General features: G+C 61.3%; 2 protein-coding genes. Both read left to right on the top strand.

Annotated elements, in window-relative coordinates; all coding sequences use genetic code 11:
* Positions 1 to 484 precede the first annotated feature (484 nt).
* Positions 485 to 10,705, top strand: coding sequence for an isopeptide-forming domain-containing fimbrial protein (locus BUC36_RS06760; RefSeq protein WP_159435992.1), 10,221 nt, complete (start codon positions 485 to 487; stop codon positions 10,703 to 10,705).
* Positions 10,705 to 15,921 carry an OmpA family protein gene (locus BUC36_RS06755; RefSeq protein ID WP_234994906.1) on the top strand — a complete coding sequence of 1,739 codons (5,217 nt, stop codon included), beginning with the start codon at positions 10,705 to 10,707 and terminating at the stop codon, positions 15,919 to 15,921. Before BUC36_RS06760 ends, BUC36_RS06755 begins: the two co-directional genes overlap by 1 nt.
* The last annotated feature ends 223 nt before the right edge of the window (positions 15,922 to 16,144 follow it).

Below are 16,144 nucleotides of genomic sequence, written 5' to 3'. Positions count from 1 at the left end.
CATGGATGTGGCGCGTCGCCCGGGCCGATGGAGCGGCTCGTCATTGCCGCAATCCTTCCCCGCAAGCGATGTTCGGCTGATTCCGGCTTAGGGCGTGTAGCCGGCTAGCCGGAAAATAATTTCCCAAAATCGGACCGGTCGCCGCCTCAGGAGCCCGTTCCCACTACTTAAGAATCTACCTCAACTTTCCCTGAGAACCATTTGGCAAACCTTAAAAAAGTTACCTGTCAAGCCGCTATTTATGACCTGCTTCACGGCCTCGAATCCCGCTTCTGAATAAAGTTCGCCCACCGGGGGGTGTCTGCCTGGTGCTAACACCTGTGTGCTGCAGGCAACAGTGTCAATTGAAAACGGCGGCTGATAAGTGACGAAGATGTCGGATGTAACTGGGCAGAAATCTTGGGCGAATGCACTTGTTGGTCTTATCAGCAGTTGCGCCGCATCGCTGTCTAAATTTTGTGCGCATCTGCTGCTGGGTTTGCTGTTGTCCCTGCCTTTTAGCCAGATGGTACTGGCCGCTAACTTCGCTACCTCTGATTTTTCCTCCGTACCCACCGTGCCCGGTGACCCTGGCCTGCCGCAAGATTGTGTGATCGATGGACCTGGGTCCATCGCCAACGATGGGCGAGCCTTCGCCGGGTCGGAACAGCTCTCCATCGATCGTTCCTGTACCGTCAAGAATTTCAGCTGTGCTAGCCCGCTGAGTTCGACCCTGAACTTCGCCAGCGTCGAAGAGGGCACCCTGATTATTTTCGACAACGTTTGCTACACGGGTAACTTTGCCTGTGCCAACGTCGACGGCGGCAAGGCCTATGTCTGGGCGGTAAACGGATCGGACTTCAGCTCGGTAAAGGAGGGGTGCCAGGACCTTATTATCCCGGTGGAAAAGATCGATAAACGGGCCACGGACCTGACGGGTACGCCGATTTCCTCCGTAACAGTGGGTGTGCCGTTTATCTATACCCTCGACGTGCCGGTGATGTACGACCCGGTTTCCGGAACTGTATTGCCGGGCGTGGGCTCTCCGAACGAGATCCAGTCCATCACCATCTGGGATGATCTCTCTTCGGGGACCCTGGGCGTGGATCTGATAGTTCGCGCAGTCCGGGCGCGCTACGGCAGCACGCCGATGGTCGAGGGGGTGGATTACGACCGTAGTTACGAGGGCGGCGGCAGCGACAATAATCCGGGCAAGATTGCACTGGAGATTATCAATCCGAATATTCTGGCCGCCGGCGAGCAGGTGCATTTTGAATTTGAGGTGGAGCTGAAGGATACGGCGAATAACTTTATTGGCAAATCCTTTATCAACACCGCCGAGTGGGAGTTCGCGCGGAAAATTGGCGACGATTTTTACGATCCGCTGCCGGGGGAGAACGGTGTCGCCGAACTGCTGAGCATTTCCGCCCCCGATCTGGTGATGACCAAAGGCACCAGCGCGAGCGCGATTAATTTTGCCGATATGCCCACATTTACCCTGAATGTGCAGAACGTGGGCGGGTCACCGGCCTGGAATATCCTGATCGAGGATGAACTGCCGGTCGGGATGCAGGAGTTTGATCCCACCACCGATACCATCACGGTCACCATGGCGGGCGCGGCGCTGACGGAAGGAACCGATTTTACGGTGTCCTACAATTCCGGGCCGGGTCTGCTGACCATCGAACTGTTGGACGCGGCAGGCGGTCTGGCGCCGAACCAACAGCTGCAAATCACTTACCGCAGCCAGATGGACCAGCCTGGCAGACCCAATGAGCCGGCTAATGGAGAAGTGCTTACCAATGTGGCCGCCGCCACTACCTGGTACAACGATGCGAGCACCAATAGCAGTCGAATCGATTTTTCTGGCCAGCTCACGGACGGCACTGTGGGCACCGACGACGAGCAGGATGCGGTTTCCGTGACTGCCGCGCTCAGCGGCTATTACTTCGAGAAAACGGTCAGCAATGTCACCACCGGGCAAGCCCCCACAACAACGGCTTTCCCCGGGGACCGGCTGCGCTACACGCTGCGGCTATTCAACCTCGACCAGGATATCTACAACGTCCAGATCACGGACCAGCTGGATCTTTCGAGATTCGATCTCGCTTCCGTCGTTATCGACCAAGGTACCTGCCCGACCGGCGCCAGCTGTTCAATAGACGGCGCGGGGCTGATTACCATCAGCTCCCCCACCGGTGACCTCGATGTGATTCCGGGTTCGAGCCTCGCCTCTATCGAAGTGGCCTTCGAGGTGGATACGCTTGCCGGGCTCGTAACAGGAGATACAGTCAGCAACCAGGCGCAGATGGATGCCGAGGATGCTGATACCGGTGGTGTTTCATTTTCAGCGTCCAGCGATGACCCCAATGTAAATGGCGTTTACAACCAGGCCGATCCGCCGGCAGCTGCGCTGCCGGATGCGACCGTTATCAACATCGTTTCCATCGGTCCTTTGCTGAAGCAGAATCCGGCGGACACCGAGGTGGCGATTGGCGAGGAGTTCAGTTACACGATCACCGTACCTGCGACAGCGGTCCCAGCGCCGCTGTACGATGTGCAGGTCCACGACAGCCTGCCGTCCGAACTCGAATTCGTCGCAGCCACCGCCGCGGTCGGCGCGACGAATTACACCCTGAGCAACACCGGCACTGGCACTGATCTGCTGCTGCAGGATACCGTCACCGGGCTGGATATCCCGGCGGGCGCGCAGGCCCTGGTAACGCTGCGGGTGCGGGTGAAAAACGATCTCGCCAACCAGGACGGGGTCACCTTCAGCAATACTGCCAGTTACAGCTACAGTCGCACCCAGGGCGGCAGCCAGAATATGGGATCTGGCAACAGCACTGCGGCGATGACCATCGTCGAGCCGAACCTGACAGCCGCAAAGTCGGTCACCAATATCAGCCGCGGTGGCACTGCGGCGGCCCGGGGCGGCGATACCCTGGAGTACACGGTCGCACTGACCAACAATGGTAGCTCCGTGGCCTACGACCTGGCTATGGTCGACACCCTGCCCACAGGCGTAACCCTGGAATCCGGCTCCGCGACTATTGACGGCGCCCCTGCCGCCCCCGATATCAACGGCAATCTACTGACCTGGGGGCGCGCAAATGGCGACGCTCTGGATATACCGGTGGGCGGGACCCTGACCCTGGTTTACCGGGTACTGGTAAACACCGTCGACGGCAGTGACCTGGTCAATAGCGTAACGGCGGACTGGACCTCCCTCGATGGTCCGGTAACTCAAGAACGCACCGGTGGCGATGCTCCGGATGCGGCAGCCCTGAACAATTATTTTATTACGGTCGCCAGTCAGCCCCTGGCAACCGAGGACAATACCGCTTTCGCCAAGACTGTGGCCGCCGATAGCTGGGACGACACCTTCAGCACAGCGGTTGACCGCAAGCTGCGCGTCGGCGATAGCGTGACATACCAGCTGACGCTGACCCTGCGCGAGGGTCTGACCGAATCTGTGCAGGTCGTGGACACACTGCCAGCCGGCCTGCAGCTGGTCAGTGCCGCTCTGACCCATGGTAGCAATGTCAGCGTGACGCCGATTGCCCAGCCCGCCGCCGGTGATACTGGTGCGCTGACCTGGGATCTGGGCGATATCACCAACACCCCGGATGCGGACGACACCAACGATCAGCTGGTGATCGAGTATGTGGCGGAAGTCATTACCGACACCCTGGCTCATACCGCCATCACCAATTTGCCCAACAGCGCGCAGCTGACCTACACCGGCGCTGCCGCGCCGATCCCCGCCAGTGTTTCCATCGATGTGCTGCAACCATTGCTGACGGCAATCGACAAGACGGGCACCGTCACCGATGGCGCCAACCCGGTGGCGGTCAGTGGCGATGGCTCCCAGGCTACCCCCTATCTGGTGGATCTCGCCAGCCATCAGATGGATTTTGCACTGCAAAGCTGTAACAACGGTGATGCTCCGGCCTATAACGTTGCAGTGACCGATACCCTGGCCAGCCAATTGGATGAGGCCGACCTGGCGACAGCGCCGGCGGTAGCTATCAATGGCGCCGCGGTGGCCGTTTCCGATTTCGATTACACGGCACCGACCCGCGGCGGCAGTTTCCAAATCGTTCTGCACGATGATGTGCCGCTGCCGCCGGGCCAGTGTCTGACGGTGACCTACAGCATTGGTTTCCATACCGATGTGACCACTACCGCCGCCTGGAGCAACGGCGCCGCGCTGGACAACTACTGGTCCCTGCCGGCAACCGCTGGACAGGAATACACCGACGGCACCGCCGATCATGTGTGGATGATCAACGGCAGCAACCCGCTACCGCCGGTGAAAGCGCTGTTGTCCCCCGGCAGCGAGGTCACCATCGGCGAGACGGTGACTTACAGCATCACCGTGCCGGCCGACAATATCGTGCGCAATAACCTGGTGATCAGCGATACGCTGCCGGCGGCACTGATTTATGACAGCGCCGCTGTCGCCGCCGGTGGAAACCCGGCGACGGTGACCGACAACAGCAGTGGTCAGGACATCAGCCTGGTTCTGGCCAGCGTACCCGCGGGGCAGGAAGTGGTGGTTACTTTGACCACCCACGTGGCGAACTCCGTGGATACCAATGCGGGGGATACCTTCAGCAACAGCGCTTCCTACATCTACGATGGCGGCACCGCGCTTGCGAGTGCGCCGTCAGCCGAACTGCTGATCGTGGAGCCGCAGGTTACCGTCGACAAGATTGTAGATCCGGATACCACCGCGCAGGTCGGTGACATCCTCACCTATACCGTGACGCTGGAAGCACAGGACGGAGCCAATTTCTCCACCGCCTTTGACCTGCTGCTGGTGGACACCCTCAGCACCGGCCTGCAATACCTAGCCGGCACCGCAACTGTAGACGGCGCGGCCAGTGAGCCGACAGTCACCGGCTCGCCGCAGGTTTTGAGCTGGCCCGCCTGGGATCTGGTGAAAGGCCAGCAGGTAGTTGTCGAATACCAGGTGCAGGTGCAGGACGATGTGGCACCGGGACAAATCCTGAGTAACGTCGCCACCGCCACCTGGACCAGCCTGAGTGGCGCTGACAGTAACGAGCGCGATGGCAGCGGTGGCTTTAACGATTACCGCGCTTCCGACAGCACCAATGTGGGCGCGCCGGACAATACGACCCTGGCCAAGGCGTGGCTGACCGACACCTTCGGTGCCGGCGATGACAACCTGCGCGTGGGCGACCGGGTGGATTTCACCCTGACTCTCGGGCTGCAGAAAGGCACTCACAGCGACCTGGAGCTGGTCGACAGCTTGCCGCTGGGCATGGTGTTCGAGCGCGTTGTCAGCGTCAGCGAATTCGGCGTCGCGGGCACCGCAGATCCGCTCGTCAGCGGAGATGGCATCAGTGCCCCGCAGACACTGAGCTGGAACTGGGCCTCCCTGACCAACCCGGTGGGCAGCAGCAGTGATGAACTGCGGATCGTCTATCGTGCGCGAGTACTGAACGACGTCCTGGCCCAAAACCCCACATCCCGGCAGCTACTCAACAGTGCCACCCTGGACTACACCGTGGCCGGCGTTGCGGCACCGACCAAAACCGCCGAAGCGACGGTGGAACTGCTGCAACCGGAGCTGTCCGTGGCCAAGAGCGCGACCACGGCCGACGGTGACGACGTCATCGTCGCGGGGGAAATCGCTACCTATACGGTGGCGGTCACCAACGGTGGTGCGGCGCCGGCCTACGACCTGGTGGTGAGTGACACTCTGCCCGTGGGCATGCGCCAGAACGGCGGCCCGAGTACCGTTTCCATCAACGGTATCAGCAGCACCCTGGTTCCGAGCTACGACGCCAATACCGGTATCGCCCGCTGGAATCTCGATAGTGGCAGCGCCGACACCTACACCATCCAGCCCGGCGAGACGCTGACGCTGGTTTATGAAGTCAGTGCCGATACCGATCTCGGCGCTGGCCTGACGCTGACCAACAGCGCCCAGGCCGAGCTCTACTACTCGTTCGACAATAACGATGTGCCCAGCGAAGGTGTAGTGGGCGAGCGCCAGGAATACGGTCCCAGTGCCCCGGCGACCGCCGCGCTGACCACTCCCGGACCGGGAGTGCTGAGCAAGGTCGCTACGCAGACTACCGTCGCCATCGGTGAGCAGCTGACTTACACCATCACGGTGCCCGCGACGCCGGTGAATGTGGCACTGCAGGATGTGCAGATCCATGACAACCTGGCCGCTACCGGTGTGGACCTGAGCTTTGTCGCCGCCACATTGGGCGGTGTTGCACTCACCAACAGCGGCTCTGCGAATAACCTGGTGCTCTTCGACACCAGCGGCGGAATCGATATTCCCGCCGGCGGCCAGGTGGAAGTGCAGATTACCGTTGAGGTACTGAACTCCGCCAATAACCAGGCCCGCACGACACCGTTTGTAAACCGCGCCTGGTACGACTACGACAACGGCGTTGCGCGCCAGGGCGATGATGCCAGCACTGGCGGTGATGCCAATCCGGTGACCATCGTTCACCCCGAACTGGTGGTAGATAAAACCGGCCCGGCATCCCTGCATGTGGGCACGCCGGACAATTTCACCCTCGATGTGCTGAACAGCGGTGACTCGAGCGCTTGGAACGTGACCCTGACCGACTGGCTGCCCAACCCGACCCCGGGCGGTATCTGCGATGTTCAGCCAGCGATTCAGACCGCGGTGATTTACAAGGCTGACAATTCCACCGTTACCCTGAGTGCGGCGGACTTTGCGGTTAATTTTGTCGCCGGCGATCCTACCTGCGAGTTCTCCGCCACCCTGCAGACCGACGATGCGCTGGCGCCAGGCGACCGCCTGAGCCTGAGCTATCAGGTCGAGGCGGACGGCGACAACATCAATGGCAGCACGCTGGTAAATATCGCCGGTGCCACGCAATGGTTCAGCGCCGACGCCTCATCGTCCGAGCGCTTTGCCTACCAGCGCCAGCTCACCGACGGTACGCCCGGCGTTGTGGATCACCAGGACAGCCACGAGTTTTCCGTTGAGTCGGTGATTCTGGAAACCCGCAAGACGGTGTTGAACCTGACCACCGGCCAGGCGGGCACAGAGGCCAGTCCCGGCGATCGCCTGCAATACACGATCGAAATCCAGAACACCAGCGATGTGCCGCTGAGTGATTTCACCCTTGTGGATGAGCTGGATCGCCTCAATGCGTCGGCGATGTTTGCGCCGAACTCCATAGGCAATGCACAGGCGTCCAGCGGAGTAATAAATGTCACCGCTAACGGCGGCACCAAGGGCACCGGCCTGCTCGAGGTCAGCAACCTGACGATTGCCGAGGCGGGGCAGCCCGGCGATACCCTGACCATTGTGTTCGAAGTCACGCTCGCGTCGGTAATTAATAGCGGCACGGTGGTGCTCAACCAGGCCCAGCTGACCATCAGCGATGTGGTCTTTGGTTTGAGTGATGATCCGCTGGTGGGCGGTGCCGAGGACCCGACCGCGACACTGATCAGCTCCACACCGCTGTTCCGGGTTGAAAAGACCTCGGAGGATATTACCGATGATGCGGATCTGTTACTGGCAGGGGACACCCTGCGCTACACCATTCGCGTAGAAAACACCGGCAGCGAAAATGCAGTGGATATGGTGCTGCGCGACCTAGTGCCGGCGAATACCACTTACATTGCCAATTCCACCACTTTGAACGGCGCGGCCGTGGCTGACGTCGGCGGAACTACCGCTTTGTCCGCGGATATGGCGATCAACTCGCCGGGAGAGGCGGCCGGTGTTATTGCCGCCGCAGCCAGCGGCGCCGAGCCGGCAGTGATTACCTTCGACGTCACCATTAACGATGTCGGCGACGGCACGCTGATTTCCAACCAGGGCTTCGTCAACGGCGGCGGTACCGGTAGTGGCGCTTTCGAAGAGGTGGCGTCGGACGACCCGACCACCGAAATCGTCAATGACCCCACCGTGGACATCGTCGGTGATGTGCCGCTGCTGCTGGTGCAGAAGACCGTGGAAATTTCCGAGGACAACCTGTCCGTCGGCATCGTCGATCCGGGCGATGTACTGCGCTATACCATCACCGTCACCAATGCCGGCGGTGTGGATGCCACCGATGCGGTGCTGACCGACCAGATGCCGGCCAACACCACCTATGAGGCCGGCACTACCAAGTTGAACGGCTTTGATGTCGCGGACAACGGCGGCGGTACTTCGCGTTTGGATGCGGGGCTGCCGATTGCCTCCGATGATCTGACACCGCCGCTACCCGGCGCGGGCGAGGGCGCGATTACTTCCGGGCAGACGGCCACGGTCACCTTCGAAGTACGCGTCAACGCGGGTACCCCAACCGGTACGGTGATCAGCAACCAGGGCAGTGTCACTACCGTTGAACTGCCGCTGACGCTAACCGATGCCGACGGCAACCCGTCCAATGGCGCGCAACCTACGCAGGTCGTGGTCGGTGATGCGCAGCAGCTGTCCATCACCAAAGAGGTGGCGGTGGTCGGCGGTGCTGCTGCCGAGCCGGGTGCGGTGCTGGAATACCTGGTGAAGGTCACCAACATCAGTGGCGTGCCGGCTACCTATGTAACCATCACCGATGACCTGTTGGTGGCCGGTGACGGTGTGCTCACCTACGTGGGCGGCTCGGCGCAACTGAATGGCCAGGCAGCGGGCATCACGATGACGGGCTCGGTAATTACCGCCGACTTCGCCGGTACTTTCGGCGAGCTGCAGCCGGACGCTACCGCCACGCTGCGCTTCCAGGCTCGCCTCGCGGACAATCTGGCCATTGGCTATCGGGTTCTGAACACTGCACAGGTGCAATGGAATGATCCGGCCTCAATGGCGCAGGCGAGTGTCGCCATCGATCTCGGCGGTACCCCGGGTATCGCGAACCTGGCCGGCTATCTCTGGCACGATGTCAACTTCGACGGTGTGCTCGACGGCGAAGAGCGCCTGCTGCAGAACTGGAGCGTGGCGCTGTATTTCAACAATGCGCTGCAGGATACCGTGCAGAGTGATGAAAACGGCTTCTTCCAGTTCTCCGGGCTGGTGCCGAACTATGCCTCGAGTACGACAGCCGGTGGTGCCAGCTATGAGCTGCGCTACAGCGCCCCCAACGCCGGCGCCAGCACTGCTTCGCTGGGTAATGGCAGCTCCGACTTCACCAATGGTCCGCAGAAAATCAGCGATATCTATGTGGGCTCCGGTTCCAACTTACAGAACCTGAACCTGCCGCTGACGCCGAACGGTGTCATCTACGATTCCGTACTGCGCGTGCCGGTATCCGGCGCCACGGTAACCATGTTGAGCGTATCCAGCGGCATGGCGCTGCCGGACAGCTGCTTTGACGATCCGAAACAGCAGGGACAGGTCACCCAGCCTGGCGGTCACTACAAGTTCGATATCAATTTCAGCGGTGCAGCCTGTGCGGCGAATTCGGACTACCTGATTCAGGTACAGATGCCGGGCGATGCTTACATTGCCGGCGAGTCCCAGATCATTCCGCCGCAAACGAATGGTGATACTGCCGCGTTCGATGTCGCCGCCTGTCTGGGCAGCAGCGCGGACGCCGTTCCCGGCACCGCCGACTATTGTGAGGCGCAACTGTCCGAATTGCCGCAGCCGGTGGATGTGGATGCGCAGAGCGATGCGACCAATTACTACCTGCGTTTGCGACTCGACGACAACCGTATCCCGGGTGAGAGCCAGCTGTTCAACAACCACATTGCGGTTGATCCGCAGCTGGATGGTGCGCTGTCGATTACCAAGACTGCAGCCATGCTCAACGTTACGCGCAGCCAGCTGGTGCCCTACACCATCACCTTCAGCAACACCCTGCCGGTACCGCTGACCGACCTGCGCCTGGTGGATTTCTTCCCGGCGGGCTTCAAGTATGTGGCGGGCTCGGCACAGCTTGACGGCATGGCGGTTGAGCCGCAGACCGAGGGCTTGCAATTGATCTGGTCCAACCTGCGTGTTGATCCAGATCAGACCCGTACCGTGAAGCTGTTACTGGTAGTCGGTTCCGGTGTCGGCGAGGATGAGTACATCAACCGCGCGCGGATGTTCAACGACCTTTCCGGGCAGGTTGCTTCCGGAGAGGCGTCGGCGACGGTGCGCGTGATTCCCGACCCGACCTTCGATTGCACCGATGTCATCGGCAAGGTTTACGACGATAAAAATATGAACGGTTACCAGGACGCCGGAGAAGGCGGCGTGCCCGGAGCGCGGGTGGTTACCGCCACAGGCCTCAACGCCACGACCGATGCCCACGGCCGTTTCCATATCACCTGTGCGGTGGTGCCGAACCAGGATCGCGGTTCCAACTTCGTGTTGAAACTCGATGATCGCAGCCTGCCCAGTGGTTATCGCCTCACCAGTGAAAACCCACGGGTAGTGCGCGCGACCCGAGGCAAGATGATCAAGGTCAACTTCGGCTCCAGCCTGCACCGCGTCGTGCGCCTGGATATGGCCGAGGCGGTATTCGAGCCGGGTACTACCGAGTTGCGCCCGCAGTGGCATTCGCGCACCGAGTTGCTGCTGGAAAAACTGAGTGAAGCGCCGTCCGTGCTGCGCCTCGCCTACCTGGCGGAAAATGAGGAGCCGGGGCTGGTGGACGAGCGACTGGACCACATCAAGGCGCAGATTGCCGAGCAGTGGGCCGAGCAGTACGGCGACTACGAGCTGACTATAGAAACCGAAATCTTCTGGCGACGTGGAGCGCCGCCGAGCAAGGAAGGATTACAGTGATGTTCTCTGATAAATGCGGCACGCATAAAAAAATCTCTACCGCGGTAAGAGCGGCGGGGCGGCCATCCGCCAATGGCAGCGACCGGCGTTTGGTCCTGACACTGGCAGCCTTCCTTGCGCTGCCGGCATTTGCTCAGGAAACAGAACAGGTCCAGTCGAAAGAGACTTCCTGGTGGCAGGTGTGGCAGAGAATCCCCGGGCTGTCGCCAGAGGTCGAGGAGCCTTCAGCCGATAAAGAGGCGGAGCCCGAGGCTGTCTACGAAGAGAAACCAATCGGCAACAACACCGAGTCCATGATCCTCGGTCAGCCGCGTCGCCAGTGGGTGCAGGATGCGACCAGTTTTGTCGCACCGCCGGAGCCGGTTATCGAGGAAGATTTCATCGAGCCGCTGCTGTTCCAGTCGGTGGATGAAGAAATCAATGCGGCATCCGTGCAAGAACTGAAGGAGAAGCTCGCCGAGCTGGGCGAGCAACCCAACCTGCAGCTGCGCTTTATCGGCCACACCGACAGTGACCCGCTGAGCGCGGAGCAGCTGGAGGAGTTTGCCGATAAAGAGGAGTTTACCCGCACCCGCGCCCAGCAGGTGGCGGAGTTCTTCCAGCTGGCACTGGAGCTGCCGGAAGACATGGTGTCCTTCGAGGGGCGCGGTGACGCCGAACCGGTTGCCGACAATATCACTACCGCCGGGCGCGAACTGAATCGCCGCGTGCAGGTACTGGTCACCTACGACGCGCTGGACGCCGAGGCGATGGCCGAGCGCGCTCGTGCCGAGGCGCTGGCGCTGAACCGGGTCAAGGTGTGCCGCCAGGAAACCGTCTGCCGCCTGCATTACACCGCCGGCAGCGAACAGCGCGCGCGCATGAAAAACCTGGTTACGCCGCTGCGGCTCGCAGCCGGGCAGGTGGACCTGCCCGAGGCCTTCGTGCGCCGCATCAGCGAAGTGCGGGCGAATCTGGCTGACAAGAACAATCTGGTGATTCACTTTGTCGGCCACACCGATGCCTTGCCGCTGCCGGAGGGGCCGGCACAGTTGTACAGCGATCATATGGCGCTGTCCCGCGCCGAGGCCAGGAGGGTCGCACTGGCCGTGCGCGATACTCTGGGCCTGCCCGAGTATATGGTAACGAGCAGTGGTAAGGGCGCCACCCAGCCGCTGGCCGCCAACGACACGCCGAAGGGGCGCGCGCTGAACCGCCGCGTCGAAGTGGAATTCTGGTACGACGATGCGCTGGAAACCGCCGGTGACGGTGTGCAGGCCTGTCCGGAGGCGGCCGGTGCCGAGACCATTACCATTGCGCACGAATCCCCGAGCGGCCCGATTCCTCCGATTCGCTTCGATAACGGTGATCCGCTGATTTCCCAGGCGCAGCTGATGCAGATGCGCAATGCGATGGCGGAGGTTGCCGGCAAGGCCAATGTACGCCTGAGCTTTATCGGCTACAGCGACAACGAGCGCATGGAGCGCCGCGAGGCGATGGTCTACGGCGACGATGTCGGCTTGTCCAGTGCACGCGCGCGCCGCGCCATGGAGCAGGCCCAACAGGAACTGCAGCTCAGCGACGAACAGGTGGAGTTCGAGGGCCGCGGTTACGTGCAGTCCGATGACGTGGTGGCGACCGGCTTTATCCAGCTGGACGGCGCCCGCGTGGAAGTGCAGGTGCTCTACGATGAGCTGGCGGTGCTGGCGGATAAAGATCGCCTGGAAATCGAGCGTATCAACCGCGAGGCCCTGGCCCACAATCCCTACGCGCTGAACCTGATGCGCATCACCGTGGACGGCAGCCCGGAATACGATCCCTACAAAAACTCCGCCGACCTGCAGCGCTGCACCGACGTGGCCCTGGAAAACGCCAATATCCAGTTCCGCTTCGACAACAAGAAAATGCAGCCGCGCCTGAATGTCACCGCCTGGCCGAGCACCATCCGCTACGCGGACGATCCGGAAACGGAAATCGCCGACAGCCGCGTGCAGTTCAAGAGCTACAGCAACTACCCGTCCTTTATCGAACGCACCGAAGTGCGCCTGTTCGAGGAAGATCAGTCCCTGCGCGACGCACCGCTGGCGGTTTTGGAACTGGATGAAAACGGTGAGGGCGAGTGGCAGGCGGAATTCGAGGAATTCCAGGCGCCGCTGAAAAAATTGCAGTACCTGGTGCGCGCTTACGACGACAAGGGCCGTTACGACGAGACCCGCCCGCAGTCGCTGTGGCTGGTGGACAGCATCGACCCGCCGGCCGAAAGTGGCGACGCCGACACAGAGCTGCTGGTGGGTTACGGCGAGAACCGCCTGGCGCGCCGCAACATCCCGCTGGACGGCAATAGTGTGCTGGTGAACGGTGCAGATATTCCCGCAAACCACACCGTTTGGCTGGGCGGCAATCCGGTGCCGGTGAACGAGCAGGGTCAGTTTGTCGCCGAGCAGATATTCGATCGCGGCATGCACACGGTGGAAGTGGCGGTGCTCGATGGTGAAGGCAACGGCGATCTGTTCCTGCGCGATCTGCAGTTTGCCAGCAACGACTGGTTTACCGTCGGTATCGCCGACCTGACCATCGGTTACGACAAGACCAACGGCCCGGCCGCGCTGGTGACCGGCGACTCAACCCATTACGACAACTCCGTCAGTTACGACGGCCGGCTGGCGTTCTACACCAGCGGCGGTTTCGGTGAGGGCTGGCGCCTGTCCGCCAGTGCGGATACCGAAGAGGGGCCGGTGGACGAGCTTTTCTCCAACTTCCTGGAAAAATCCCCGGACGCACTGTTCCGCCGCCTGGACAGCGATCTCTACTATCCGACCTTCGGCGATGATTCCACCGTGGTCGAGGATGCACCGACCTCCGGCAAGTTTTACGTAAAACTTTCCAAGTACGATGACTACGGCCTGTGGGGCAATTTCAAGGCGGCCTACACCGATAACGAGCTGGCCCATATCGATCGCGCCCTCTACGGTGCCAACGGCCACTTCGAAAGCGATGCCATGACCAGCTTCGGCGAGAAGCGCTTCCAGGTCGACGCCTTCGGTGCCGAGCCCGGTACCATCGCCGGGCGCGACGAATACCGCGGTACCGGCGGCTCGCTGTATTTCCTCCGCCACCAGGATCTGCTCAGCGGTTCCGAGCGCCTGCGCGTCGAAGTGCGGGACAAGGATTCGGGCCTGGTACTGGGCGTGAAAAACCTGACTCCGGTAATCGATTACGATATCGACTACATCCAGGGTCGCGTATTGCTGAACAAACCGCTGTCGGCGCTGGCCAACGACAACCTGCTGATTCAGGACGGTTCCTACAACGGCAATCCGCAGTTCCTGGTCGCGCGCTACGAGTACACGCCGGGCTTCGAGGAAATGGATACGCTCGCCGTCGGCGGTCGCGCCCACTACTGGCTCGGCGATTACGTCAAGCTCGGTGTCAGCGGCACCCAGCAGGACGAGGAAGACAACGAGACCTCCCTGCAGGGCGTCGACCTGACGCTGCGCAAGAGTGCCGGCAGCTGGGTGAAGGTCGAAGTGGCGGACAGCCAGGGCGGCAACCTGGACAGCGTCAATTCCTACGACGGCGGCTTCACGTTTAATCAGCAGCAACAACCGCTGGACCCAGACGCCAAGGCGGGCGCTTCCAAAATTGAAGGCAGTCTGCAGCTCGGCGATTTTGTCGAGGGCGCGCGCGGTTCCGGTACTTTCTACCACCAGGAGCGCGAAGCCGGTTTCTCCGCACCGGGCCAGTTTGTCACCGGCGAAACCACCCAGTACGGGGCCAGTGTCAATGTGCCGATCGGCGAGCGCTTCGACGTCGGCCTGAAGGCGGACAGCAAGGAGCAGGAACTCGGACTGCAGACCAGCGCCGTCGACCTGATGGTCGGTTACCGCCTCAACGACAACTGGCGACTGAGCACCGGCGCGCGCGCCGACAGCCGCGAGGATTTCTCGCCGGTGGTGCCGGCCACCCAGACCCAGGGCGACAGAACCGATATGGCGTTACAGGCCTCCTACGATTCCGGTGAGGACTGGAGTGCGTTCGGTTTCGTGCAGGGCACCGTGGAAGTCACCGGCACCCGCGAGGAAAACAACCGCGCGGGCTTCGGCGGCGCTTACCGCGTGAGTGAGCGACTGACGCTGGACAGCGAACTGTCCGGCGGCGACACCGGCACCGCCGCGCGCCTCGGCACCGATTACCTGATTACCGACAGAACTAATCTGTACCTGAATTACAGCCTCGACAACGAGCGCACCGACACCGGCATTCGCGCGCGCAAGGGCAACATGAGCAGCGGCTTCCGCAGCCGTTACTCCGACAGCCTCAGCATCTACGGCGAGGAACAGTACAGCCACGGGGATATTTCCACCGGCCTGACCCACGCGCTGGGCATGGATCTGGCGCCGAACGACCGCTGGAGTTACGGCACTTCTGTCGAGGCGGGCACCTTGGAGGATCCGCGCACCGGCGCGCAGACGGATCGCCGCGCGGTGGGCGTCAACATGGGCTTCAGCGACGGCGATATCCGCCTCGCGTCGGCGGTGGAATACCGCACCGATGCGATGGAGACGCCGGTGGACGAGGACACGGTGACCGAGTCCGAGCGCGATACCTGGCTGCTGAAAAATACCCTGAGCTACCAGCTCAATCCGGACTGGCGCCTGGTCGGCAAATTCAATTATTCCGACAGCCAGAGTTCCCAGGGCGAGTTCTACGATGGCAAATTCACCGAGGCGGTCATGGGCTACGCCTACCGCCCGGTGCAAAACGATCGCCTGAACACCCTGCTGAAGTACACCTACTTCTACAATGTGCCGACGCGGGATCAGGTCACGGTGGCCAATACCTCCGCGGAATTTATCCAGAAGAGCCATATCTTCTCGGTCGATACCAGCTATGACATCAGTCGTCGCTGGACCCTCGGTGCTAAGTACGCCTATCGCTTGGGCCAGTTGAGTCTGGATCGCCAGGATCCGGAATTTTTCGACAGCCGCGCCAGCCTGTATGTACTGCGCGCCGACTGGCACTTCGTCAACCGCTGGGACCTGCTGATCGAAGGCCGCATGCTCGACCTGCCCGATGCCCAGGACCGCAGAAGCGGCGCCCTGGTGGGCCTGTACCGGCATATCGGCAAGCATCTGAAGGTGGGGGTGGGCTACAATTTCACCGATTTCTCGGATGACCTGACGCAACTGGATTACGACAGCCAGGGCGTGTTCCTGAATATGGTTGGCAAGTTGTGAGTTGATTTGATGGGCACGTCGCTGCGCTCCTTTGCCCATCCTACGACAATGCATGATCATAATGCGGAATGCGGAATGCGGAATGCGGAATGCGGAATGCGGAATGCGGAATGCGGAATGCGGAATGCGGAATGCGAGGCGTAGGCTACAGAATGGCAGTGCAAATGTAGGATGGGCAAAGGAGTGTAGCGACGTGCCCATCAGACAACCGAACTGCCATCAG

Source organism: Microbulbifer donghaiensis (assembly GCF_900129095.1).
GTDB lineage: Bacteria > Pseudomonadota > Gammaproteobacteria > Pseudomonadales > Cellvibrionaceae > Microbulbifer > Microbulbifer donghaiensis.
Note: the sequence above shows the minus strand (reverse complement) of the source record. Positions and strands in the feature narration are given on the sequence as shown.

Coding starts and splice junctions, on each gene's coding strand:
- BUC36_RS06755 (WP_234994906.1), top strand. CDS start 10,705: ATGTTCTCTGATAAATGCGGCACGCATAAAAAAATCTCTACCGCGGTA.